General features: G+C 72.9%; 22 protein-coding genes. 11 read left to right on the top strand and 11 right to left on the bottom strand.

The features are described from left to right. Window positions 1-12 precede the first annotated feature (12 nt). The 7 genes from WBK31_RS18855 to WBK31_RS18825 all read left to right on the top strand — a co-directional run bounded on the left by WBK31_RS18855 (window position 13) and on the right by WBK31_RS18825 (window position 7,094). Window positions 13-1,155: an inositol-3-phosphate synthase gene (locus WBK31_RS18855; RefSeq protein ID WP_406675321.1), complete on the top strand. Its 1,143-nt coding sequence runs from the start codon at window positions 13-15 to the stop codon at window positions 1,153-1,155. Window positions 1,156-1,345: 190 nt separating this feature from the next. Then, window positions 1,346-2,260 carry an SCO3242 family prenyltransferase gene (locus WBK31_RS18850; protein WP_406675320.1) on the top strand — a complete coding sequence of 305 codons (915 nt, stop codon included), beginning with the start codon at window positions 1,346-1,348 and terminating at the stop codon, window positions 2,258-2,260. Continuing rightward, a complete protein-coding gene (locus tag WBK31_RS18845; RefSeq protein ID WP_364053061.1) occupies window positions 2,257-3,147 on the top strand; it encodes a sugar phosphate isomerase/epimerase family protein in 891 nt (296 codons plus the stop codon). Before WBK31_RS18850 ends, WBK31_RS18845 begins: the two co-directional genes overlap by 4 nt. After that, a complete protein-coding gene (locus tag WBK31_RS18840; protein ID WP_364053058.1) occupies window positions 3,144-3,749 on the top strand; it encodes an EboA domain-containing protein in 606 nt (201 codons plus the stop codon). The genes WBK31_RS18845 and WBK31_RS18840 overlap by 4 nt, the downstream gene beginning before the upstream one ends. Next, on the top strand, window positions 3,749-4,603 hold the full coding sequence (locus WBK31_RS18835) for a TatD family hydrolase (RefSeq protein ID WP_364053055.1): 855 nt from the start codon (window positions 3,749-3,751) through the stop codon (window positions 4,601-4,603). Before WBK31_RS18840 ends, WBK31_RS18835 begins: the two co-directional genes overlap by 1 nt. After that, on the top strand, window positions 4,603-5,730 hold the full coding sequence (gene eboE, locus WBK31_RS18830) for a metabolite traffic protein EboE (protein WP_364053052.1): 1,128 nt from the start codon (window positions 4,603-4,605) through the stop codon (window positions 5,728-5,730). Before WBK31_RS18835 ends, eboE begins: the two co-directional genes overlap by 1 nt. Next, the gene (locus WBK31_RS18825) at window positions 5,727-7,094 is read left to right on the top strand and encodes an alkaline phosphatase family protein (protein ID WP_378788316.1); all 1,368 of its coding nucleotides are present in this window, start codon (window positions 5,727-5,729) and stop codon (window positions 7,092-7,094) included. The genes eboE and WBK31_RS18825 overlap by 4 nt, the downstream gene beginning before the upstream one ends. Window positions 7,095-7,130: 36 nt before the next feature. Here the strand turns inward: WBK31_RS18825 and WBK31_RS18820 are convergent, their stop codons facing one another. Next, a complete protein-coding gene (locus WBK31_RS18820; protein WP_378788317.1) occupies window positions 7,131-7,331 on the bottom strand; it encodes a hypothetical protein in 201 nt (66 codons plus the stop codon). A gap of 312 nt (window positions 7,332-7,643) precedes the next feature. On the opposite strand from WBK31_RS18820, the gene WBK31_RS18815 reads away from it, so the two are divergent. Further along, window positions 7,644-8,096 carry a hypothetical protein gene (locus WBK31_RS18815; RefSeq protein ID WP_364053046.1) on the top strand — a complete coding sequence of 151 codons (453 nt, stop codon included), beginning with the start codon at window positions 7,644-7,646 and terminating at the stop codon, window positions 8,094-8,096. Between the two features lie 17 nt (window positions 8,097-8,113). Here WBK31_RS18815 and WBK31_RS18810 read toward each other — a convergent pair whose 3' ends face one another. From WBK31_RS18810 to WBK31_RS18800, 3 genes are read right to left on the bottom strand one after another with little or no spacing between them, the layout of a single operon-like run. Beyond that, window positions 8,114-8,329, bottom strand: a complete 216-nt coding sequence (locus tag WBK31_RS18810; protein ID WP_364053043.1) for a hypothetical protein — start codon at window positions 8,327-8,329, stop codon at window positions 8,114-8,116. A gap of 46 nt (window positions 8,330-8,375) precedes the next feature. Next, a complete protein-coding gene (locus WBK31_RS18805) occupies window positions 8,376-8,984 on the bottom strand; it encodes an acyl-CoA dehydrogenase family protein (RefSeq protein WP_406675319.1) in 609 nt (202 codons plus the stop codon). A gap of 51 nt (window positions 8,985-9,035) precedes the next feature. Then, window positions 9,036-9,839: a CPBP family intramembrane glutamic endopeptidase gene (locus WBK31_RS18800; RefSeq protein WP_406675318.1), complete on the bottom strand. Its 804-nt coding sequence runs from the start codon at window positions 9,837-9,839 to the stop codon at window positions 9,036-9,038. 505 nt (window positions 9,840-10,344) lie between these two features. Between WBK31_RS18800 and WBK31_RS18795 the strand changes: the two genes are divergently transcribed. Continuing rightward, complete coding sequence (locus tag WBK31_RS18795; protein ID WP_406675317.1) at window positions 10,345-10,695, top strand: DUF6285 domain-containing protein; 351 nt, start codon at window positions 10,345-10,347, stop codon at window positions 10,693-10,695. Between the two features lie 168 nt (window positions 10,696-10,863). Here WBK31_RS18795 and mctP read toward each other — a convergent pair whose 3' ends face one another. From mctP to WBK31_RS18760, 7 genes are all read right to left on the bottom strand, one after another. Then, window positions 10,864-12,471: a monocarboxylate uptake permease MctP gene (gene mctP, locus WBK31_RS18790; protein ID WP_364053031.1), complete on the bottom strand. Its 1,608-nt coding sequence runs from the start codon at window positions 12,469-12,471 to the stop codon at window positions 10,864-10,866. Then, complete coding sequence (locus WBK31_RS18785) at window positions 12,468-12,677, bottom strand: DUF3311 domain-containing protein (RefSeq protein ID WP_364053028.1); 210 nt, start codon at window positions 12,675-12,677, stop codon at window positions 12,468-12,470. Before WBK31_RS18785 ends, mctP begins: the two co-directional genes overlap by 4 nt. A 280-nt stretch (window positions 12,678-12,957) precedes the next feature. Then, window positions 12,958-13,917 carry a WYL domain-containing protein gene (locus WBK31_RS18780; RefSeq protein WP_364053025.1) on the bottom strand — a complete coding sequence of 320 codons (960 nt, stop codon included), beginning with the start codon at window positions 13,915-13,917 and terminating at the stop codon, window positions 12,958-12,960. Next, the gene (locus tag WBK31_RS18775) at window positions 13,899-15,512 is read right to left on the bottom strand and encodes a CocE/NonD family hydrolase (protein WP_378788328.1); all 1,614 of its coding nucleotides are present in this window, start codon (window positions 15,510-15,512) and stop codon (window positions 13,899-13,901) included. Before WBK31_RS18775 ends, WBK31_RS18780 begins: the two co-directional genes overlap by 19 nt. Window positions 15,513-15,745: 233 nt before the next feature. Further along, window positions 15,746-19,243: a S8 family serine peptidase gene (locus WBK31_RS18770; protein ID WP_406675316.1), complete on the bottom strand. Its 3,498-nt coding sequence runs from the start codon at window positions 19,241-19,243 to the stop codon at window positions 15,746-15,748. Window positions 19,244-19,388: 145 nt separating this feature from the next. Beyond that, on the bottom strand, window positions 19,389-19,988 hold the full coding sequence (locus WBK31_RS18765) for a TetR/AcrR family transcriptional regulator (protein ID WP_364053016.1): 600 nt from the start codon (window positions 19,986-19,988) through the stop codon (window positions 19,389-19,391). Between the two features lie 40 nt (window positions 19,989-20,028). Further along, a complete protein-coding gene (locus WBK31_RS18760) occupies window positions 20,029-20,361 on the bottom strand; it encodes a hypothetical protein (protein WP_364053013.1) in 333 nt (110 codons plus the stop codon). 409 nt (window positions 20,362-20,770) lie between these two features. Here WBK31_RS18760 and WBK31_RS18755 point away from each other — a divergent pair, with 409 nt between their 5' ends. Next, window positions 20,771-22,897 carry an anthranilate synthase component I gene (locus WBK31_RS18755; protein WP_378788333.1) on the top strand — a complete coding sequence of 709 codons (2,127 nt, stop codon included), beginning with the start codon at window positions 20,771-20,773 and terminating at the stop codon, window positions 22,895-22,897. A 45-nt stretch (window positions 22,898-22,942) separates the two neighbouring features. After that, window positions 22,943-24,148 carry an amidohydrolase family protein gene (locus WBK31_RS18750; RefSeq protein ID WP_364053008.1) on the top strand — a complete coding sequence of 402 codons (1,206 nt, stop codon included), beginning with the start codon at window positions 22,943-22,945 and terminating at the stop codon, window positions 24,146-24,148. Window positions 24,149-24,733 lie beyond the last annotated feature (585 nt).

Raw genomic sequence — 24,733 nt, 5'->3', positions numbered from 1 at the left:
GGAGGAGAGCGCATGAGAACGGGAGCATGGCTGATCGGAGCCCGTGGTTCGGTCGCCGTCACCAGCATGATCGGTGCCCTGGCCGTCAGGTCGGGCCTGACCGGCCCCACCGGATGCGTCCTCGAGTCGCCCGCGCTGCGCGACCGCGTCCGGCCGGGGATCGGCGACCTGGTGTTCGGCGGACACGACGTCACCTCGGTGCCGCTCGACAAGAAAGCCGCCGAGCTGGCCGCGGCCGGGGTCGTGCCGGCGGCCGTCGCGTCGGCCGTGCAGGCGGAGCTGACGGCCATCGACCAGCGCTTACGCCCGTTACCTTCCGCCGCCCGCCAGGCCGAGACCGCCGCCGCCATCAGCGCCGACCTCGACGCCTTCCGCCGCCGCCACGACCTCGAACGCGTCGTCGTCATCAACGTCTCCACCACCGAGCCCGCCCCGCCGCCGCATCCCGCCCACGCCGAGCTGCCCGCGCTGCGCGCCGCGCTCGACCGTCCCGGCAACGTCCTGCCGCCCAGCGCGCTCGCCGCCTACGCCGCCTTCCACGCCGGCTGCCCGTACGTCGACTTCACCCCCTCCACCGGCGCCCGCCTGCCCGCGCTCGACGCGCTCGCCCGCGAGCGTTCCCTGCCCTACGGCGGGCACGACGGCAAGACCGGCGAGACGCTGGTGAAGTCCGTGCTGGCCCCGATGTTCGCCCAGCGCAACCTGAAGGTCCGCACCTGGTCGGGCGTCAACCTGCTCGGCGGCGGCGACGGCGCCAACCTCGCCCGCCCCGGCGCCAACGCCGCCAAGGCCGCGAGCAAGCAGCGCGTCCTCGCCGAGACCCTCGGCTACGCGCCCCAGGGGGAGACCCGCATCGACTACCTGGAGGACCTGGGCGACTTCAAGACCGCGTGGGACCTCGTCACGTTCGAAGGCTTCCTCGGGACCGCGATGCGGATGGAGTTCACCTGGCACGGCTGCGACTCCGCGCTCGCCGCGCCGCTCATCCTCGACCTGGCCCGCCTCACCGCCGCCGCGCACCGGCTCGGCTGCGTGGGGCCGCTGCCCGAGCTGGCCTTCTTCTTCAAAGACCCCCTGGGAGAGGTCCCGCACGGGCTCGCCGAGCAGTGGCAGGCCCTGTGCGCCTTCATCGACACCCTGGAGCCCGCTCGGTGACCTCCTGTCCGTCCGTCCTCTCGAAACCCGTCCTCCTGCCCGCCCACGCGCCGTCCGTCCCGCCCACGCATCGGGGCGCGGTCACCCGCCCGCGGCTCGTGCGCGGCGGCCCGGGGCACCTCCACCCCGCATGGGGACCTCGGCGGGTGAGCCGGTCGAGAGCAGGGTCGCCGGCGAAAGGAGCGCGGATGTGAGACTTCGGGACCTGATCGACCTCGTGCGGGCCCCGGCCGCGCTGTCGGTGCCCGGCGACGTGATCGCCGGAGCCGCCGCGGGGAAGGCGCTGGGGCCCGGGACGGCCGGGCTGGTCTGCTCGTCGGTCTTCCTGTACTGGGCGGGGATGGCGGCCAACGACTGGGCCGACCGGCACCTCGATGCGGCCGAGCGGCCGGAGCGGCCGATCCCGTCCGGGCGGGTGCGGCCGGGGGAGGCGCTGGCGGTGGCGGCCGGGCTCACGGCCGCGGGCCTCGCCGTCGCGGGGCTCACCGGCGGGCGGCGCGCACTCGCGGTCGCCGCGCCGCTGGCGGGGGCGGTGTGGGCGTACGATCTGGTGGCCAAGAACACCCGGGCCGGACCGCTGGTGATGGCGCTCTGCCGCGGCCTGAACGTGCTGCTGGGCACCACGTCGGCACCCTCGCCCGCCGCCCCGCGCCCCGCACCAGCCGGACCGGGCCGTTCGTCGGGTGCGGCGGTTCCCGCGGCGCTGACCGTGGCGGCGCACACGTACCTGCTGACCGCTCTGTCGCGGGGCGAGACGGCCGGGACCACCTCGGCCCGCCCCGCCGCCACGCTGGCCGCCACCCTGGCGCTGGCCACGACCGCCGCCGTTCCCTCCGGACAGGTCCGAACGGCCGGCGGACCGGCGGCGCCCGCGCAGGGGGCGCTGGCGCTCTGGTACGCCGCGCAGTTCGGCCGCCCCCAAGCGCGAGCCGTCTCGGACCCCTCCGCGAGCAGGGTCAGGGACGCCGTGACGGCCGGGATCGTCAGCCTGCCCGCGCTCCAGGGCGCGCTGGCCGCCAGGGCGGGCAGGCCGCTCGCCGGAGTCACGCTCGCCGCGGCGGTGCCGCTCGCCCGCCGCCTGGCCAGGAAGGTGTCGCCCACATGATCAGGTTCGGTTACGGCACCAACGGCTTCGCCAATCACCGCCTGACCGACGCGCTGGACATCATCGCCGGCCTCGGCTACAGCGGCGTCGCGCTCACCCTCGACCACCACCACCTCGACCCGTTCGCCCCCGGCCTCGCCCGCAGGGTGGCCGAGGTCGCAGACCGGCTCCGCACGCTGGGCCTGGCCGTGGTGATCGAGACCGGCGCCCGCTACCTGCTCGACCCGCGCCGCAAGCACGCGCCCACCCTGCTCGACGACGACCGCGCCGAGCGGGTCGGCTTCCTGCGCCGCGCCGTCGCCGTGGGAGCCGACCTGGGGGCGGAGGCGGTGTCGTTCTGGTCGGGGGTGCGCCCGGCCCGCGTACCGCCCGCAGCGGCCTGGGAACGGCTGGTGGCCGGATGCGCGCAGGTGCTGGAGCACGCCGGCGGGATGCCGCTGGGGTTCGAGCCCGAGCCCGGCATGCTGGTCGACACGATCGCGGGCTGGCGCAGGCTGCGGAAGGCCCTGGGCGAGCCGGAGGGGTTCGGCCTGACGCTCGACATCGGGCACTGCCGCTGCAACGAGCCCGACCCGGTGCCCGACTGCGTGACGGCCGTGGCGGGGCACGTGGTGAACGTCCAGATCGACGACATGCGGCGCGGGACGCACGAGCACCTGGAGTTCGGGGAGGGCGAGATCGACTTCCCGCCGGTGCTGCGGGCGCTGTCCGACTCCGGCTACCGGGGCCTGGTCGCCGTCGAGCTGCCCAGGCACTCGCACGCCGCCCCGGACGTGGCGGCCCGCTCACTCGCCTTCCTGCGCCGCGCCGAGGAAGCATCGCGCCGCCTCGTACGTACCGGAGCAGGCGAGGGGCGCGTGCCCACGACGGAGGGAGGCGGCGCGTGACCACCATCGACGCACTGCGCAAGGCGCTGACCGGCACCCCCGGATGGCCCTGGCTGGAGGAGGCGCTGGCGAAGGCCGCGGAACGCCCGGAGTCGGCCGTGCGGCCGTTCTCGTCGGCGGGACGCAAGGCCGGGCGGGCGGAGCTGCCCGACGCCCCCGGCTGGACGGCCGACGAGGCGGCCAGGGCGCTGCTGCTGGCCGCGCTGCCGCCCGACCGGGTGGCCGGGGACGTCACGGCCTTCTACCAGTACGGCGACGCCGACGAGAAGCGCGCCGTGCTGAAGGCGCTGCCGCTGCTGCCCATAGGCGCGCAGGCGGTGCCGCTGCTGCTCGACGCCATCCGGACGAACGACGCCCGCCTGCTGGCCGCCGCGCTCGGCCCCTACGCCCGCCACCTGGACCCGCCGGCCTGGCGGCAGGCGGTGCTGAAGTGCGTGTTCATGGGCGTGCCGCTGGACGCGGTGCACGGCCTCGGCGAACGGGCGGACGCCGAGCTGGCGGAGATGCTGGCCGCGTTCGCCGAGGAGCGCGCCGCGGCCGGACGTCCCATGCCCGCCGACGCCGCCGCCCTCCTGAGCCGCCTCACCAGCGAGGAGACCTGATGCGCATCTTCGACCCCCACATCCACATGACCTCGCGCACCACCGACGACTACGCCAGGATGTCCGCCGCGGGCGTGCGCGCCGTGGTCGAGCCGGCGTTCTGGCTCGGCCAGCCGCGCACCAACCCCGGCTCGTTCACCGACTACTTCGACTCGCTGCTGGGCTGGGAGCCGTACCGGGCGGCGCAGTTCGGGGTCGTGCACCACGCCACGATCGCGCTCAACCCCAAGGAGGCCAACGACCCGCGCTGCCGTCCCGTCCTGGACCTGCTGCCCCGCTACCTCGACAAGGACCGGGTGGTCGCGGTCGGCGAGATCGGCTACGACTCGATGACGCCGGAGGAGGACGACGCGTTCGAACGCCAGCTCGCCCTGGCCGTCGAGCACGCGCTGCCCGCGCTCGTCCACACCCCGCACCGCGACAAGGCCCGCGGCACCAGGCGCACGCTGGAGGTGGTCGCGGCATCCGGCATCGCGCCCGAGCGGGTCGTGATCGACCACCTCAACGAGGTGACGATCGAGCTGGTGCACGGCTCGGGCTGCTGGGCGGCGTTCTCGATCTACCCGGAGACGAAGATGTCGCCGCCGCGCATGGTGGAGATCCTGCGCCGGTACGGCCTGGAGCGCATGCTGGTCAACTCGGCCGCCGACTGGGGCGTCTCCGACCCGCTGCTGACGCTGGAGACGGCCGAGGCGATGCTGAAGGCCGGGTTCGACGAGGACGACGTGGACAAGGTGTTCTGGCGCAACCCCGTCGAGTTCTACGGCCAGTCGGGGCGGCTCGACCTGTCGGCGGTCGCCGGCGCGGACGAGCCGACGTTCGCGGGCAGCTCGATCAAGCGCGGCGGCGAGTGATGCGGCTCCTGCATCCGTCGGGCACGCCGCTGCACCTTGGCTACTGCACCAACGTGCACCCCGCCGAGGACCTCGACGGCATCGTGGCCCAGCTCGACGCGTACGCCGCCCCCGTCCGCGACCGCCTCGGCACCGACGTGCTCGGCCTCGGCCTGTGGCTGGCCGCTCCCGTCGCCGGGACGCTGGCCGCCGACCCGTCCGCGCTCGGGCGGCTGCGCAGGGAGCTGGACGCGCGCGGCCTGGAGGTGGTGACGCTCAACGGCTTCCCGTACGCGGCCTTCCACGACCCGGTCGTCAAGCACGCCGTCTACCGGCCGGACTGGACCGAGCGGGAGCGGCTGACGTACACGCTGGATCTCGCCCGCGTCCTGGCGGGGCTGCTGCCGGACGACGCCGCGCGCGGCTCGATCTCCACGCTGCCGCTCGGCTGGCGCGAGCCCTGGGACGCCGCCATGGCCGATGCCGCCGCCCGCCACCTGGACGAGCTGGCCGCCGGGCTGGCGGAGGTCGAGGCGGCGACCGGGCGGACGATCAGGGTCGCGTTCGAGCCGGAGCCCGGCTGCGTCGTGGAGACCACCGAGCAGGCCGTCGCCCACCTGGCGCACGCCGACACCGAACGGCTCGGCGTCTGCCTCGACCTCGCCCACCTCGCCTGCGCCTGGGAGCAGCCCGCCGCCGCGCTCAAGGCGCTGGCCGCCGCCGGGCTGCCCATCGTGAAGGTGCAGCTCTCCGCCGCCCTGGAGACCGCCGAGCCCGAGGCGCTGCGCGAGTACGCCGAGCCGCGCTTCCTCCACCAGACGCGTACGAGGACCGGTGAGCGCGCCGACGACCTGGACGAGGCGCTCGACCGCCGCCTGCCCGGCACCTGGCGGGTCCACTACCACGTGCCGCTGCACGCCGCCCCCGCCGCGCCGCTGGCCACCACCGCCCCCGTGCTGCGCGACGCGGTCGCCGAGCTGGCCGGCGGGCCCGAGCCGCTGTGCGACCACTACGACGTCGAGACCTACACCTGGAGCGTGCTGCCCGCCGCGCTGCGCCCGCGCACCCCCGCGGAGCTGGCCGCGGGCATCGCGGCCGAGCTGGAGTTCGCACGTACCGAGCTGCGGAAGGCGGGAGTGACGGCATGACCAAGCTGCTGGTCCTCGACGTGGTGGGGCTGACCCCGCGGCTGCTCGCCCACATGCCCCGGCTGCGCGCGATCGGCGAGCGCGGCTTCCAGGCGGGGCTCGGCACCGTGCTGCCCGCCGTCACGTGCAGCGTGCAGTCCACGTTCCTCACCGGCCTGCCTCCGTCGGGACACGGCATCGTCGGCAACGGCTGGTACTTCCGCGACCTCGGCGAGGTGTTCCTCTGGCGGCAGCACAACGCCCTGGTCGAAGGGGAGAAGCTGTGGCAGGCCGCGCGGCGCGAACGCCCCGGCTACACGGTGGCCAACGTCTGCTGGTGGTACGCCATGGGCGCCGACGTCGACTGGACCGTCACGCCCAGGCCCATCTACTACGCCGACGGCCGCAAGGAACCCGACTGCTACACCGACCCGCCGGAACTGCACGACGAGCTGACCGCCCGGCTGGGCACGTTCCCGCTGTTCAGCTACTGGGGGCCGGGCGCCGGCATCGCCTCCTCCCGCTGGATCGCCCGCGCCACCCGGCACATCATGACCGCGTACGACCCGGACCTCACCCTCGCCTACCTGCCGCACCTCGACTACGACCTGCAGCGCTACGGCCCCGATGACCCGCGCGCCGCCGCTGCCGCCGCCGAGCTGGACGCCGAGCTCGCGCCGCTGCTGGACGTCGCAGGCGACCGGACCGTGGTGGCGCTGTCGGAGTACGGCATCACCGGCGTCGGCCGCCCCGTGCACGTCAACCGCATGCTGCGCTCCGAAGGGCTGCTGCGCGTCCACACCCAGGACGGCATGGAGTACCTCGACCCGTGGACGTCCAGGGCGTTCGCCGTCGCCGACCACCAGATCGCGCACGTCTACGTCCGCGACCCCGCCGACGTGCCCGCCGTGGCCAAGCTCTGCGCCGCCCTGCCCGGCGTCGGCACCGTGCTCGACGAGGACGGCAAGGCCGCCCACGACCTCGCCCACCCCCGCTCCGGCGAACTGGTGCTGCTCGCCGAGCCGGACGCCTGGTTCACGTACTACTACTGGCTGGACGACGCCCGCGCCCCCGACTTCGCCCGCCTGGTCGAGATCCACCGCAAGCCCGGCTACGACCCGGCCGAGCTGTTCTTCGACCCCGCCGCGCCGGGAGCCGCCAAGCGGCGCGCCGGTCTCGCGCTGCTGCGCAAGAAGCTGGGGCTGCGCTACCTCATGAGCGTGGTCGGGCTGGACGCGGGCGCGCGCGCCGTACGCGGCTCGCACGGGCTGCTGCCGGCCGATCCCGCCGACGCGCCCGTCCTGCTCTGCTCCGACCCCGCGCAGGCCCGGGAGCGGTACGCGGCCACCGAGGTCAAGGACCTGCTGCTCCGCCTCGCCCGGTGAGCGGGTCACCGCCCTGGGAGCCGGCCGGGACTCCGCTCAGGAACCCCATGCGATCCTGACGATCGCCAAAAGCGCGACGCAGACCACCATGGCGACCTGAGCCAGCCGGCCCAGAGCGGAAACCGCGCCCTCGACGCCCCGGACGGACCGCTGCGCCCGCCAGATGAGGAAGGCGCAGACGATGACGATCGGCGCGAAGATCAAGGTCAGCCAGTCGGCCAGCACCGGCAAGTTCATCGGGGGATCTTTCCTCTGGCCACATTCCTCTGGCCACGCGAACGGCGGTCGGACGGGACGGCCGGAGCCGTGGAGAGCCCCATTGTGCGGCACACGCCCCGGGACCCCTCCCGGCGCCTGTGCGCGCACGCGGGGCACCTGGCGCACCGCCCCCGCATCCGCCGCCGGAGAGCCGCGACCCCGCACGACCCCCGCCGAGGCCGGGCGCGACGGGCGGGCCGTTGATGAGAAGCCGGCTGTTTTCGCAGGCAGGCAGCGCGAAAGGCCCTGCGGCGGCTAAGGTTTCCACGACCGGACGAGGAGGGGTGGCAGGTGAAGCGAGGCGGGCAGCTCCTGGCGGCCGTCGCGGGCCTGGTCGCCGCGATCCCCGTCTACTACCTCACCGACGCCGCCGCGAGGGCGCTGCGCGGCGGCACCGTGGCCTTCGCCCCCGCTCCGTCCGCGCTGGCGTACGTGGCGGGCGTCGCCGTCCTGGTCAGGCTCCTGACGGTGTGGCCGGTCGCCGCCCTGGCCTGCGGCGTGCCGCTGACGGCGGCCGGTGTGCTGTTCGCGCTCGACCTCGGCTCCGCCGTCGATCTGGCGGCCACGCTGCCGTGGGCGCGGGCGGGCGGCCTGCCGTGGACGTCCGGTCCGGTCCCGTGGGCCGAGCCGGGCGAGCCGCCGGGCACCCTCGCCGGGATGACCGGCCTGTACGCGCTCACCGGCGCCTTCCTCGTGCTCTCCGCCCTGCTCCCGGCCCGCAGGAGACCCCTGCTCGGCGGATGAGCGCGTACACGACCGGGTCACCGGTCGCGGAGCAGCCGCAGCAGGTCCCACTCGGTCTCGCAGACCCGCCGCCCGATCGCCGCCGGCTCCACCGAGCGCGCGCCGCCCCGCAGGCGCCGCATCGTCAGCATGACGCAGATGACGCCCCACTTCAGCACCCCGAACGTCTCCCACCAGCGCAGCGGCTCCCGGTCCACCGGCTGCCCGCCCGCCTCCTCGCAGGCGCGGATCAACCCAGCCTCCACCTCAAGCCCCGGCCCCACACCCGCATCACCCGCGTCAGCCCCAGGTGCCGCCCGCCGCGTACACGCCCGGAATGCGCCGCCCCACCGAGTCGATGTGCACCTCGTCGGGACCGTCGTAGATGCGACCGGCCCGCGCGTGCCGGTACATCCGCTCCAGCGGCGTGTCCGGAGTGAGCCCCGCCGCGCCGTACACCTGGATGGCCCGGTCGATGACGTTGTGCAGCATCCGCGCGCCCACCACCTTGATCGTGCCGATCTCCACCCGCGCCTGCGAGCCCGCGTCGATCGCCTCGGCGGCGTGCGGCGTGAGCAGCCGCGCCGACTGGATCTCGGCGTAGAAGCCGAACACGTGCTGCCGCATGAGCTGTTCGGCCGCCGGCGGCTCGCCGAACGCGCGGCGCTCGTGCAGCCTGCGGCACATCAGGTCGAAGGCCCGCTGCGCCTGCCCGAGCCAGCGCATGCAGTGGAAGATCCGCCCCGGGCCGAGCCGCTTCTGCGCGATGACGAAGCCCTGCCCGCGCGGCCCGAGCAGGTTCTGAGCGGGCACGCGGACGTTCTCGTAGCGCACCTCGCAATGCGACCCGCCGAGCCCCAGCACGGGCGTCTCGCGCACGATCGTGTAGCCGGGGGTGTCCGTCGGCACCAGGTGGTCATGAACCGACCCGACAACAGAACGTCATTCTGGTCAGCGGTCTCAGGGCAGCCAGCTCACCTTGCCGTGCAGGAAGGCGTACCCGACGAAGGCGACGGCGTCGATCAGCGTGTGCGCGACGATCAGCGGCATCGAGCGGCCCCACCGCTGGTAGAGCCGCCCGAACACCAGTCCCATCACCACGTTCCCGACGAACCCTCCGAACCCCTGATACAGGTGGTACGACCCGCGCAGCAGCGACGACACCACGACCGCCTTCCATGGCCCCCACCCGGCCTGGCCCAGCCGGTGCAGCAGGTAGCCGGCGACGATGACCTCCTCGAGCACCCCGTTCTGCGCCGCCGCCAGCAGCAGCACCGGCACCTGCCACCACACCTCGGGCAGCGCGCCCGGCACCACGGTCAGGTTCACCCCTGCCGCCCACACCGCGAGGTAAAACGCCAGGCCCGAACCGCCGATCGCGGCCGCGAGCGCCGCGCCGCGCAGCAGGTCGCCGCCCGGCCTGCGGAAGTCCGCGCCGATCGTGCGCAGCGACTCGCCCGAGCGCACCATCAGGTATGCCACCAGTCCCACCGGCGCCACCGCCACGGCGATCTGCACCAGCTGCAACGTCAGGTCCAGCCACGGTCGCCCGGGGGCCATCGACCCGACGAGCACGGCCTGCTGCCCCTTCAGCTCGCGCGGCGCGGTGAGCGCCCCGATCAGCCGTACGAACGCCACCAGCGCGCTGGCCCCGAGCGACACCGACAGCACGACGAAGACCTCGGCCCGGATCAGCCGGGGAGTGAGCAGGTGGGGCGGGGCGAGGGGGACTGTGTCTGCATGGCCGCAGACTAACCCCGACATGATCGGATCCCGATAAAGCCCACATTCCCGATGCGCCCCACGACCACCGACCCCGCCCACCCTCCGCGCACGCCTGCAGCGCCGCCCGCCGCCGATTCCGCACGCCTCCAGCCATCCAGCGCCGAGCCTGCGCGCTTGCGTCGCTGCTCACCCCGCCCCCGCGCGCTTGCGTCGCGGCCCATCGCCGACCCCGTGCGCTGCGGCGCCGCCCATCCCGCGTGCCTGCGGCGCCGCCCTCGCCCAACCCGGCACGGCCCCCTCGCCGGCCGCCACCTGAACTCTTCGGACGGCGCCCCCACCTCCCAGACCGGCGCTGGGCTCTCCGCGCGGTCCCACCAGCGGTCCCGCTCTCAAGACCGCTGCGTGGCCGGTGTCCGGCCTCTTTCAGCGGCACCTGGGTGAGCGTCCACTGCCCTGCGGCGGAGCTTGCGTCCGTCCGAGCCGGGGAGGGGCGGGCTGCGGCGGGATGTTGGGATCGGGGCGTGGGCGTGTCAGGCAGGACGGTGTGACAGGCACCGAACCGCACGACGTTCCCAGCGCGGCGCAGCTCGTGGCCGCCGTCCGCGAACTCCTTCAGAGCGACGTGCTCCCGGCCGTCGAGGGCCCGGTCCGTTTCCACACGCGGGTGGCCGTGAACGTGCTGGCCATGGTCGAGCGGGTGATCGAGCTGGGTCCTGCCCAGGCCCGTGAGCACGCGGCCAGGCTGGCCGGCCTGGGCGTCGCGGACGAGGCCGAGCTGGCCGCCGCCATCCGCGCGGGCCGTCTGCCGGACGACGAGCGCCTGCTCACCGCCCTGGAGGCCGCCGTACGCGCCAAGCTGGAGGTCGCCGATCCCGCCTACCTCACGGCGGACTGACCGGAGACGAGCGGATCGCCCACCCGCCGGCCAGGCGGGGAGAACGGCGAGCGGCCCGCCTCCCTCAGATCGGGAAGCGGGCCAAGGGTGCGCCGAGAACGGCGAGCGGCCCGCTCCCAGGTCGGGGAGCGGGCCGCGAAGAGACGCCGGACGGGTCGTCCGCCGAGGTCAGTGAGACCCGGTCAGGTCGAGGTCCTTGACCTTGGGGTCGCCCTCGTCGGCGAAGTAGTCGTCCTGCTTGGTGGCGTCGTCGCCGTCGGCGACCTTGGCGGCCTTCAGGATCGCCGTGGCCACCACCGCCACCACCAGGTTGACGATCAGCGCCAGGAACCCGGCGTAGATCGTCATCGAGGTGTCGAAGCCGAAGTTCGACAGCGGGAACGCCGAGCCGCCGAAGTGCGCCTTGCCGTTGGCGGGGTTGGGGATGAGGTACAGCATCCACATGCCCGCGGCCAGGCCGGCCGCCCAGCCCGCGATGAGCCCGCCCTTGTGGAACCAGCGGGTGTAGAGGCCGAGCGCCACCGACGGCAGCGTCTGCAGGATAATGACGCCGCCGATGAGCTGCAGGTCGATCGAGAACTGCGGGTCGAGCAGCAGGATGCACAGCACCGCGCCGATCTTGACCAGCAGCGAGACGATCTTGGAGACGTTCGCCTCCTGCGCGTCGGTGGCGTTCTTGTTGATGTACTCGCGGTAGATGTTGCGGGTGAACAGGTTCGCCGCCGCGATCGACATGATGGCGGCCGGCACGAGCGCGCCGATGCCGACGGCGGCGTAGGCGACGCCCGCGAACCAGTCGGGGAACATCTGGTCGAACAGCTGCGGCACAATCGTGTTGGCGTCGGCCTTGCCGTCGGTGGTGACCGGCTTGGTGCCGGCCGCGATGGCCATGAAGCCGAGCAGCGCGATCAGGCCCAGCACGAAGCTGTAGGCGGGCAGCGCCGACATGTTCCGCTTGATGACGTTGCGGTTCTTGGAGGCGAGCACGCCGGTGAGGCTGTGCGGGTAGAGGAACAGCGCCAGCGCCGAGCCGAAGGCCAGCGTCACGTACTGGAGCTGGTTGTTGGCGTTCAGGACGAAGCCGTCGCCAGGAGCCGGGGTGGCGTCGAACTTGGCCTTGGCCGCGTCGAAGATCGAGTCCCAGCCGCCGAGCTTCGCGGGGATGTAGATGACCGCGGCCAGGATCACGATGTAGATGAGCGAGTCCTTGACGAACGCGATCAGCGCGGGCGCCCGCAGGCCGGACTGGTAGGTGTAGGCGGCCAGGATGGCGAAGGCGATGATGATCGGCAGGTGCCCGGTGATGCCCATCGTCTTCAGCACGGCCTCGATGCCGACGAGCTGCAGCGCGATGTACGGCATCGTGGCGATCAGGCCGGTGATGGCGACGGCCAGCGCGAGCGTGGGCGAGCCGAAGCGGGCGCGCACGAAGTCGGCAGGGGTGACGAACCCGTGCACGTGCGAGACCGACCACATGCGGGCCAGCACCAGGAACACCAGCGGGTAGACGACCACCGTGTACGGCAGCGCGTAGAAGCCGAGCGCGCCGGAGCTGAAGACCAGCGCGGGCACCGCGACGAAGGTGTAGGCGGTGTAGAGGTCGCCACCGACGAGGAACCAGGTGATCCAGGAGCCGAAGCTGCGCCCGCCGAGGCCCCACTCGTTGAGGCTGGCGAGGTCGTTCGGGCGGCGCCAGCGGGCGGCCACGAAGCCCATGCCGCTGACGATGAGGAACAGCAGAACGAAGATGACCAGCTCGGTCGTGTGAGCGCTCACTTGGTCATCCTGTAAACGAGAGTGGTGGTGGCCACGCCGACGATGATGAAGGCGAGCTGCAGCCAGTAGAACAACGGAAAGCCGAACAGCCGCGGCTCGTCGTAGTTGTACAGGAATGTCAGCAACGGCAGCACGATGGGCACGATCAGCAGCCAGTTCCATGGACTGCGATCGCTACGTGGCTGCCCGGGTTCCCCGGTAGTCATCTGGCCCTCCGATGAGTTGATCAAGCGCGCTGGCGGTGACCAGGCTCGTGACATGAAGTCAACGGAGGGAGGTTAGCTTTTCGAGGGGATTAAACCCAATGAACGCTATGTTACGGTTTGGCCTAAATGCCGAGTTGATATCTCGATATCTGAGACGGACATTCGGTCAGGCCGCTCAGAACCCTAACTCTGGCGAGGCGGAGAGCGCCGCACATTGTCGCCGAGCGGTCGGTTGGCCGCGACGAACGGTCATCCCATTAACCCAGGAAGTGCGGTCAGGTCAGGGTGAAGAGTCAGGACCGTCGTAGAGGCGGGTCATCCGGGCGGCGGCGTCGGCCACCATCGCCCGCAGCCGCGGCGGGGCGAGCACCTCTGCCTCCGGCCCGAACCGCAGCACCTGCGAGAAGGCCACCGGCAGCGACTCCACCGCCAGCCGCACCGTCCCGTCCTCCTGCAGCGAGGCCATCGCGTCCGGCACCGCCGCCGGGTCGGCCACGTGCCGCAGCATGCGCACCCCCCGCTCGGTCAGCCGCAGCGTGATCTCCTCCCGCAGCAGCGACCTGGCGAACGCCGCCGCCTGCTCCGCCCAGAAGGCCGCCAGGTCGAAGTCCTGGTCCCGGTCGAACGTCTCCTCCAGCACCGAGATCTCGCCGAACCGGTGCACCCGGAAGATCAGGAACCTGCCCCGGTGCCGCGCCGCGAGGTACCAGACCCCCGCCTTGAGCACCAGCCCGTACGGCTCCAGCACCCGCAGCACGTCCTTGTAGACCGCCGAGACCCGCCGGTCCCGCCACACCGCCCTGGCCAGCGGCGCCAGCGCGGCGGGCGGCGGGTCGTCGCCCGCGAACCAGCCGGGTGCGTCCAGGTGGAAGCGCTGGGCGGCGGTCGCAGGCGCGTCGCGCAGCGCGGGGGCGAGGGCGGCGGCGGCCTTCAGCCGGGCCGCCGCCGCCACGTCCTGCAGGCCCATCTCGCGCAGCGCGGCCGGCACGCCCGACAGGAACAGCGCCTCGGCCTCGGCCCTGTCCAGCCCGGTCAGCCGGGTGCGGTACCCGTCGAGCAGCCGGTAGCCGCCGCCGCGGCCCCGGTCGGCGTAGACGGGCACGCCCGCCTCCGACAGCGCCAGCATGTCGCGGTGCACCGTACGCTCGGAGACCTCCAGCTCGTCGGCCAGCTCGGCCGCCGTCATCCCGCCCCTGGCCTGCAGCAGCAGGACCAGCGACATCAACCGCGAGGCGCGCACAGCGGCAGCACCACGGCCGAGGGCCGCTCGGGCGAATGGAACACTTCGACGTCCACGGGCACCATCCTGCCGTCTCCGCCGGGGGAACCGAGCGGTTCGCCGGTGCCCGGGTTGCGGGCGATCGTCGGGTACGCCCCGGCCGCCACGTGCACCCTGATCCGGTGCTCGCGCCGGAACCGGTGCCCGATCGGCCACAGCTCCACCTCGACCCGCCGTACGCCGTCGCCGTCGAAGTCCCCGTCGAAGTCCCCGTCTCGGGGCCCGAGCCGCCTGACGCCCTCGCACACGTTGTACGAGCGCCCGTCGGGATGCACGTCGCACACCCGCACCACCACGTCCACGTGCGGCGTGCTGGAGCGCACGTAAAGCTCGGCGCGCACCGGCCCGATCGCCTCCAGCGGCCGGTCGAGCGCGGGGGAGCTGTAGACCAGCACGTCGCGCCGCTGCTCCAGCCGCCGCTGGTCGCGCGGCCTGGAGTCGCCGAGCAGCACGGGACCGCCGATGCGCGGCGTCGGGTACGCCGGGTGGTAGCGGAAGCGGTCGGGCCCGCCCTCCAGCGGCCCGTCGGGCCCGAGGCCGAAGCCGTGCTGGAGATGCCAGCGCGCCTCCCGCATGCCGGGCACCGGCCAGCCGGGGTAGTCGCGCCACTCGCCCGCCCCCGTCACGTGGATGCGCACCGGGTCGGGCCGCAGCAGCGAGGAGTCGCCGAGCAGGTGGGCGCGGAACCAGGCCGACGCCTCCTCCATGGTGGCGCGGCCGTGCCGGGCGTCGATGTGGTACCAGGGCCCGATCGTCAGGTACGGCCGCCGCCCCGCCGCCCGCAGCGCCGCGTAATCCTTAAGCTGCCACGGCAGGAACACGTCGTACCAGCCGCCGAGCATCGTCACCGCCGCGTCCACCTCGCCCACCTTGGCGGAGAAGTCCCGCTTGTGCCAGTACGGGACCGCGGGGTTCTCGTGGTGGGCGAGCAGGTCCCGGTAGAAGCGCAGCGGACGGCCCGCCGAGACCAGGTCGAGCTCCGCCACCGGTCGCCCCGACAGCACCGCCCTGCGGGTCAGGCGGGGCGCGGTCAGTATCGACGCGCCGCCGAACCTGCGCGACATGCCGTCGGTGAGCGTGGTCCAGCTCAGCGCCGACTCCAGCGCGAACGCGCCGCCGACGTACGCGGCGTCCCTGAACTGGGAGGCGGTGATCTGGGTGGCCATCGCCTTCAGCTCGGGCCCGGCGAAGGGCGCGACGGCCCACTGCGCGTAGCCGAGGTAGGAGGGGCCGAACATGGCGAACGAGCCGCCGTAGAACGGCTGCTCGCGCAGCCAGGCGACGGTGGCCAGGCCGTCCTCGTGCTCGTCGCCGAGCGGGTCGAGCAGGCCGCCCGAGCCGAAGCCGCCGCGGCAGCTCTGGATGACGACGTGCAGGCCCTGCCGGGCGAAGCCGCGCCCGAAGTACCAGCCGAGCAGGCCGCGCCGCCCGTACGGCGAGCGCATGAGCACCACGGGGCCCGGCCGTCCGTGCGGAGGGGCGTAGTGGTCGGCGAGCAGCGTCACGCCGTCGGGCATCGGCACGTGAAGGTCGCGCCGGATCCGCACGCGTCTCATGTACCAAGCAGTAACATACGCCGCCCCGGGCGGGTAGCCCGGGGCGGCGTCAACGAAAGCGCCGGACGGCGGCCGGCACCCGGCGTCATCAGGAGCGCCGGACGGCGGCCGGCACCCGGCGTCATCAGGAGCGCCGGACGGCGGCCGGTCAACCGGCGTCACCAGGAGCATCGGGTCGCGGCCGCCCCGCCCCGCCGCGCGCGGCGGGGCGGACCGGAACCGCCGGGGTGCCGTTAGGGCGTCGCCCGGTCAGGACGCTCCGAGATGCGCAGCGCGTTGACGATCGGCGAGCCCTGCCGCGTCGCGAACCGCACGTTGAGCTGACCGTCGGTCACCTTCACCGTGTACTGCCTGCTCACCGCCGTGTACGTGCCCGCCTCCAGCGCGAGGTCCAGCGCCGGGATCGCGAGCTCGCCCTCGACCAGCACGTCGAAGACCCGCTTGCCCATCTGGGTGCGCGACAGGTCGGCGAAGTCCAGCTCGACGGTGTACGTCCCGTTCGGCACGTTGTCGAAGCGGTACTCCAGCATGCCCTCCCTGGCCGTCTGGAACAGCGTCTGGTCGGCGGTGCCGGAGACGCTCTTCGACGTCTTCACCGTCTTGCTCTTGGTGGCCACGTAGCCGTGGCCGCCCTGGGTGTACTTGCGGTCGGGCGTCCAGGCGTCGCCGGCGGAGTCCACGGCCTTCTTGGTCGCGCCGACGTCCACGGCGACCTGGAGCTTGGGCACCACGACGGTCACCTTGACCTCGATGGTCGGCTGCCGCCCGCTGGCCGACTTCACCAGCAGCGTGCCCGTGCGGAACGTGCCCGCCGCCACCCCGGCGCTGGACACCTCCACGGTCAGCGTGGCCTTCTGTCCCTTGGCGAGCTCCCCGGAGGCCGGGGTCACCGTGAGCCAGGAGTCGCCGGTCACCGTGTACGGCGTCGCCGTCCCGAGGTTGGTCAGTTCGAGCGTGCGCTTGCGGGTGGAGTCCGCGGGCTGCACCACGGTCAGCTCCGCCGCCGACGCGCTCACCCGGCCGGTGACCAGCTCCGTGTCCACCCGCGTCACCGCTGCCGGGGCCACCGTGACCTGCTGGGCGAACGAGCCGTAGTGCTCCTTGGTCACCTCGACGTCGTAGTCGCCGGCCAGCACCTGGCCGTAGAAGGCGCCGTCGTCGCCGGTGGTGAACGTCGCCACGTCGCCCACCGTGACCGTCGCCCCGGCGATGGGCTCGCCGTCGTTGGCGTCGGTCACCGTGCCAACCACCAGGCCGTGCCTGCTCGCGGTGAACGCCAGGCTCTGGCCGGTCGCGAGCACCGGCTCGTTGTAGGAGTAGAGCAGCGCGTCGTCGCCCGCCGCGTTCTCGACGCCCACGGTGGCGCTGGAGCCCTGCTCGCGCTCGCTCTCGATGTCCTTGTACCGGAACCCGATCGAGCCGTCCTCACCGAGCAGCGCCGAGAACGAGATCCGCTGCGAGGGCTCGTTGTAGAAGGTGACGTTGCGCCACTCGACCACGAACACCCGGTTCGGCGCGGTGCCCGTCACCGCCGTGTAGACGCCGGCCTGGTCGTCCACGATGAAATCGTCCCAGTACGGGTAGATCGCGTTGTTCGGCGTGGCCGACGACGGGATCCGGACGTTGCCCGCGGTGGTGACGCGGGAGTCGCCGAAGGTGAGGAAGCCGTTGGTGGCGATCCACGCCCGGCTCTGGCCCGTGCCGTAGAACGGCACCGGGAACGGCAGCGTGACCTGCACCGCCTCGTCGTCGCCCGTCAGTGCGAGCTTCTCGGTGCCCGCCACGTACGGCTGGGCGCCGGAGGCGCAGGTGTAGCCGAAGTTGTCGCCGCGCAGCGGCAGCTCGATGTCCTTGACCAGGTCGCCCTCCAGGGTGATCGACTCGGTCGTGGAGCTGGAGCAGCGCGAGGCCGGGGTGACGGTCAGCTCGTACGTGCCGTGCGGCAGCGTCAGGCTGTAGCGGCCCGCCTCGTCGGTCACCGCGCTCACCGGCGTGCCCGTGGCGGCGACGGTCGCGCCCGGCTCGGGCGTGCCGGCCGTGCTGACGGTGCCCGACACGACGGCGGCCGGCTGGGCCTCCAGCGTCAGGTCTGCGGTGCTCGCCTGCTCGGCGGTGATCGTCACCTCGGTGGTGGCCTCGGCGTAGCCGAACTTGGCCGCGGTCACCTCGTAGTCGCCGGGCAGCAGGCGCGGCAGCGCGTACGTGCCGTCCTCGCCCGTCGTGACCGAGCGGGTCAGCGGGCCGGTGACGGTGATCGTGGCGCCGGGCACCGGCTCGCCGCCGGAGGTGACCGTGCCGGACAGGTCGCCGAGGCCCTCCTTGGGCGCGGCCTGCACGGCGGCGTAGGCGTCCAGCCTGCCCTCGCCCCACACGTTGTTGTCGGCCGCGGTGCCGCCGCAGCTGGTGTCGTCGACGTCGATGGCGGTGCCGTCGAGAAGTGCCCTGGTGGAGTCGATGGCGCCGGTCAGGCCCGGCGCGGCCGACCAGATCAGCGCCACCGTGGCGGCCACGTGCGGTGAGGCCATCGAGGTGCCGGTGTAGGAGTCGTAGCCGTTGCCGGGCACCGAGGAGCGCACGTTCACGCCCGGGGCGGCGATGTTCGGCTTGATCTCGCCGTTCTCGCCCTCGCCCTTGCTGGAGCGGGCGTAGAGGTCGTTGTTCACGTCGAAGGCGCCGGCGCTGTAGGCGGTGATGTACTGGCCGGGGGAGCCGCTGGTGCGGCAGGCCGGGCCCTCGTTGCCGTTGGCGAAGGCGGGGAAGATCCCGGCGGCGAGCCAGGTGTCGACGACCTCCTTGTACCAGGGGTCGAAGCCGTCGCCGCCCCAGGAGTTGTTGACGATGTCCGGCGCGAGGTCGGGGCGCGGGTTCTCACCGTTCAGGTCGGTGGGCCGGGCGATCCACTGGCCGGCCGCGAGCAGCGAGGCGTCGGTGCAGGTGTTGTACTCGCAGCCCTTGGCCGCGATCCACTTCGCGCCCGGGGCCACGCCGATGCCGTTCGCGCCGACCATCGTGCCCATCACGTGGGTGCCGTGGCCGTTGTTGTCGCACGGCGCGGACGACGGGCAGACGCGGGCCGGGTCGAACCAGTTGTAGTCGTGGGTGTAGGTGCCGTCGGGGTTCCTGCCCCGGTAGGCGGCGGCCAGGTCGGGGTGGTCGAACTGCACGCCGGTGTCGATGTTAGCGACCACGATGCCCTCACCGCGGTCGCCCAGCTCCTCCCAGACGCGCGGGGCGTTGATCCGGTCGATGTTCCACTCGACCGCGTTCACCCTGGCCTGTGCCTGCCCATGGTCCGGCTTGGGCACGGAGACGGTGCGGATCGGCTCGATGCTTCGGACCTCGGGCAGCTCGGCGATCTCGGAGGCGAGCTTCTCGCCGGCGGTCACCTTGACCGCGTTGACGATCCAGTACGGGGTGTAGTCGGCCTTTCGGGCGTCGAGTAATTTGCGTAAGCCCTCCTGGGAGGACTTCGCCCGCTCGCTCTTGGCTTTGTAGACGGCCTCGACCTTCGCCTCCTTGGTCACGGCACGGCGGGCGCCGCTGAGATCGGCGGAGCCCTTCATCCTGACCCAGAAAGTGGCCTTGCCGTCCTGTTCCAGCCGCGCCTGCACGGCGGCGTCGATCTTGTCGGATTCCGGCGCCGCCTGAGCCGCGGTCTGCGGGACCAGCAGACCGGTGGCGGCCACGACGATCCCCGCGAGGATCGCTCGCCAGCGGGAGATGTGGGGCACGTGCTCTCCTTCTCGACGGGTGAAGAGGTGATCTTCACGCCTCTGTCGAGAAGAGTGAAGTGATCAAGTGAAGAAAGCAATAGTTGTCAGAAAAAGTTACTTTGCGATCATAAATGTAATCTGGTCAGGTCGCCTGCCGGTACGGTCAGTGAGCGCGGTGACCGAATTGGTCAATGATCGCCATGAAATAGGCGGCGATGCGTTTCGGCTCCTCGTCGTCGGGGTGCGTGCCCACGTGCAGCATGACCGCCGCGGTGAGCACCTCCTGCACGACGTCCACGTCCAGCGCCGCCGGCAGCCGGCCGGACTCGCGGGCGCGCACCAGCACGTCGCGCACCGCCGCCGCGCGCCGCCCGCCGTTGACCTTGCGCCACGTCTCCAGCAGCTCCGGGTGGTCGTCGCGGCTGCCGTACAGGCGGCGCAGCAGCCGCCGGTTGCGGGGCACCGCGAGATAGCGGCCCCAGTCGGCGAACAGGTGCTCGAGGTCGCGCCAGCCCGTCAGCGCCGGGTCGTGGTCGTGGTCGGCCCACTCCAGTGTGCGCACCAGCAGCGCCGTCTTGTCGGCGAACCTGCGGTAGACGGTCGCCCTGGTCACCCCGGCCCGCCGCGCCACCTGCTCGATGCTGGTCTGCTGGGCGCCCTGCTCGATCAGCAGGTCGAGCGCGGCCGACAGGATGGCCAGGTCGGCCTCCTGGCTGCGCGGCCGGCCCGCCGTCCGCGCCCGCGGCCGCTGATCGTCGCTCATGCCTCTCCGGTAGCCGTCCGTCGTCGCGTCCCGCGCGAGTCTAGTGATCCCCAGGTGACGGGCTGTTGGTCCACGCCCGCCGCGCCGAGCGGCATGAACCCGACGCGCCCAGCTCGGGGCCGATCGGCCGGGCCATCTCGGCGACGAAGCCCGCCCGGTCCTGCTCGGGCACGCCGAGCGGCGCGCAGATGACCGCGGCGGGTATCGGCGCGGTGCACGCCTCCACCACGTCGATCGGCGGCCCGTGCCGCTCCATCGCGTCCAGGCGGGCCCGCGTGACCTCCTCGATCCGCTCGGTCAGCCGCCGCATCCTGCGCACGGTGAACTCGCCGGTCAGCAGGCGGCGGTAGCGGGTGTGCCGGGGCGGGGCCATGGCGACGAACAGCCCCGGCGGTGCAGGCCGCCCTGCGGCGCGTCCGACGGTGTGGGCAGGCGGCGCGGCTCCGAGCGGGCGGTGAAGCGCGGATCGGCCGGCACCTCGCGGGCGAACGCGTGGCCGGTGACCAGCCACTCCCTTCGGAGGAAAAACAATACAGTACAGATCTGTATTGAAATAGGGGTGGCCGGGGAGCGGTACTGTGCGAAGACGCGCCACACCAGCGGGCTCGTTGCGCGATCATGGTCGGGGGGTTAACCTTGACGGCATGCGAAATCACGCTCAGCTCCAGTGGTGGCGCCGCTCCTAGGCGGCGCGTGTTTCGCATTCCACAACGGACGGCCGCCCCGGATGGCGGCCTTTCTCGTGTCCGCCCCCGGGGCTCGATCATTTGAAGGGGCAGGAAGTGGAGAAGAGCGGATATACCACCGCCGGGGGCATCGGTGTCGAGCGCGAGACACGCGAGGTGGACGAGGCCGCCCTCGAAGAGATCGTCACAGCCCTGTCGGAGCGGCGCGGTGGCGCCTTCTCCTCCGGCATGGACTACCCGGGCCGCTACAGCCGATGGGCGTTCGGCTACGTGAATCCATGCCTCGAGCTCGTCGCCAAGGGCCGTACGATCTCGGCGACCGCGCTCAACGAACGCGGCCGGGTCGTGCTGCCCGCGATCGCCACGTGCCTGCTGAGCGCGGGCAAGCCCGTCACCGACCCCACCGCCGACCGGGTCTCGGTGTACGTACCGGAGTCCGAGGACCTGCTGCCCGAGGAGCAGCGCAGCCGCAGGCCCACCGTGTTCACCGCCATCCGCGAGGTCATCGCCGCCTTCAAGGGCGACGATCCGCACCTCGGCCTGTACGGCGCGTTCGGCTACGACCTCGCCTTCCAGTTCGAGCCCATCAGGCAGGAGCTCGTCCGCCCCGACGACCAGCGCGACCTCGTGCTGCACCTGCCCGACCGGCTCGTCGTCATCGACCGCCAGCGCGAGACCTGCGTCGAGCACCGCTACGAGTTCACCGTCGACGGCGCCACCACCCGCGGCCTCGAACGCACCGGCGAGATCGTCACGCCCGCCGCGCCCGGCGAGGTGCCGCCCAACCCGCCCAAGGGCGAGTACGCCAAGGTCGTGGCCGCCGCCAAGGAGAAGTTCAAGCGCGGCGACCTGTTCGAGGTCGTGCCCGGCCAGGTCTTCCACGCCGTCTGCACCGACCCGTCGGCCTTCTACCGCAGCCTGCGCACCAGCAACCCCGCCCCGTACGAGTTCATCATCAGCCTCGGCGAGGGCGAGCACCTGGTCGGCGCCTCACCCGAGATGTACGTCCGGGTCAACGGCGACCGCGTCGAGACCTGCCCCATCTCCGGCACCATCGCCCGCGGCCGCAACCCGGTCGAGGACGCCGAGGCCATCCGCACCCTCCTGTCCAGCGTGAAGGAGGAGTCGGAGCTGACCATGTGCACCGATGTCGACCGCAACGACAAGTCGCGCATCTGCGTCCCCGGCACGGTCAAGGTCATCGGCCGCCGCCAGATCGAGCTCTACTCCCGGCTCATCCACACCGTCGACCACATCGAGGGCCGGCTGCGCCCCGAGTTCGACGCGCTCGACGCGTTCCTCACCCACATGTGGGCCGTCACCGTCACCGGCGCGCCCAAGACGTGGGCCATGCAGTTCATCGAGGACCACGAGGCCACCACCCGCCGCTGGTACGGCGGCGCCATCGGCTTCATCGGCTTCGACGGGTCCATGAACACCGGGCTCACCCTGCGTACCGCGCAGATCAAGGACGGCATCGCCGCCGTCAGGGCCGGCGCGACCCTGCTGTTCGACTCCGACCCCGAGGCCGAGGAGCGCGAGACCGAGCTGAAGGCCAGCGCCCTGCTCGGCGCGCTCGCCGCCGTCAACCAGCCCGGCACCGTCAAGGCCGCCGAGCCCAGGCAGCAGGCGGGCCTCGGCATGAAGGTGCTGCTCGTCGATCACGAGGACTCCTTCGTCAACACCCTGGCCGACTACTTCCGCCAGGAGGGCGCCGACGTCGTCACGCTGCGCCACGGCTTCCCGACCCACATGATCGACGAGATCGCGCCCGACCTGGTCGTGCTCTCGCCCGGCCCCGGCTGGCCCACCGACTTCGGCATGTCGGCGCTGCTCGACGAGGTCTACGCCCGCGACCTGCCCGTCTTCGGCGTCTGCCTCGGCCTGCAGGCCATGGTCGAACACGCCGGCGGCACGCTCGAGCTGCTCGACTATCCCGAGCACGGCAAGCGCGGCCGGGTCTCCAAGATCGCCGAGAGCGTGCTGCTCGACGGCCTGCCCGACGAGTTCACCGCGGCCCGCTACCACTCGCTGCACGCCAAGCGGCCCGGCGTGGTCGGCTTCACCCCGACCGCGCTCACGCCCGACGGCAACGTCATGGCCATCGAGGACACCGAGCGGCGGCGCTTCGCCGTGCAGTTCCACCCCGAGTCGATCCTCACCCAGGAGGGCAACGCGGGCGCGAAGATCATCGCGAACGTGCTCCGGCTCGCCCGCAGATGAGTAAAACCCGAGCGGGGGCATGCGGGGCTCCCCTAGAGTCTCCGCATGCTCCCCGTAGACCTGCCCGGCACGGTGCGTGACGCGCTGCTCGCCCCGCTCGTCGACCACCACTGCAACGGGGTGCGGCGCGACGACCTCGGCCGAGCCGGCTTCGAACTGCTCATCAGCGGCTCCGGCAGCCCCGCGCCGCCCGGCACCACCCACTTCGACACGCCGCTCGGCGTGGCCGTACGCCGCTGGTGCGGGCCGCTGCTCGACCTGGAGCCGCACGCGCCGCCCGCCGTCTACCTCGCCCGCAGGACCGAGCTGGGGGCCGCCGAGGTCAACCGGCGGATGCTGGCCGGGGCCGGGGTGGTGGCGTTCCTCGTCGATTCTGCGGCGCAGGACGGCGAGCTGCTCGGCGCCGCCGAGATGGGCCGCCTCGGCGGGGCCGCCGCCGACGAGCTGGTCCGCGTCGAGCACATCGAGCGCGACGTCGCCGCCTCCGCGCAGCTCGCCGTCGACTACCTCGACGACCTCGGCGAGGAGCTGACCGCCAGGGCGGCGCGGGCGGTCGCGCTCAAGACCGTCGCCGGCGCGCTGTGCGGGCTCGACCTGGAGGCCGGCAGGCCCGCCAGGGGCGCGGTGATCGCGGCGGCCAACCGTCGCCTCGCCGACCCCAAGGCGCCGCTGACCGACCCCGTCCTGCTGCACTACCTGGTCTGGAGCGCCGTCGACGTGGCCAAGGAGCGCAACCTGCCGGTGCAGTTCCACGGCGGCTTCGCCGGGCTCGCCGGGCCGGGCGTCTTCGGCGGGCCGGGCGCGTCGAGTGCGGCCGGTGGCCCGGGCGGCCCGCTGGGGGAGCCGCACCGCGCGGACCCGGCCAGGCTGAGCGCCTTCGCCGCCGCGCTCCAGCCGCTCGGCGTGCCGATGATCCTGCTCCACTGCTACCCGTTCCACCGCCAGGCCGCCCACCTGGCGGCGACCTTCCCGCACGTGTACGTGGATGTCGGCTTCGCCCCGCAGCACACCGCCGCCGCGACCCGCGTCATCGACGAGCTGCTGGAACTGGCCCCCTTCCACAAGCTCCTGTACGGCTCCGGCGCGTGCGGCCTCGCCGAGACCGCCTACCTGGCCGCCCTCGCCCACCGCCGCGCCTTGGCCGTGGCCCTGGCGGCCAGAATCGGCACGGGGGAGTGGAGCGCCGCCGACGCCGCCCGCGTCGCCCACATGATCGGCTCCGCCAACGCCCGCCGCATCTACCGCCTCTGACCGCCCCGGAACGACAGCGCCGCCCCGCCCGCCCGATGCCACGCGGGGCCGCTCCTTCACCTCGGCGAACACACCGGCAGCCCCGCTCTGCCCACCCCGGTGACCGGCGGTGAGGATGAGCGCCGAGCGAACCGGCGCGTGTGGACGAGCCTGACCATCGCGTGGGGCGGGGGCAGAGCGCCGCCCCGATCCGGCACCCGAGGCGCCCGCACCCTGACCGCCTCTGCGGGTTGAGGGACCGCAGGTCGGTGCAACGTCGGGCCATGGCTGCGCCCGCGCTACGTCCGGGTGGATGGGCGAGCGCTGGTCGGTGCGGCGCAGGCGGGCTCGCGCCTGTGCCACGTCCGGGCGAGCGCCGGTTTGTGCGGCGCGGGTGTGTCAGCAGCCTCACCGGCCTTTCGCTGCGATCCGGATGGCGGCCGCTTGCGATCGTGCGCGCCCGGTCTGATCGCCGCCGACGCGCAGGCCCGATGGGCGCTTCCTGCCTCTGTGGCGTGCGGCCTCAGGCGCGGCGCCCCAGGCCCGTCTCACAGATCGTCTCGTGGCTGCGTCGGGCCGACGTCGCGTCGTGGGCCTGGGTGCGGT

Source organism: Nonomuraea sp. N2-4H (assembly GCF_045291505.1).
Lineage (GTDB): Bacteria > Actinomycetota > Actinomycetes > Streptosporangiales > Streptosporangiaceae > Nonomuraea > Nonomuraea fastidiosa.
This window is presented reverse-complemented; position numbering and strand designations above follow the sequence as displayed.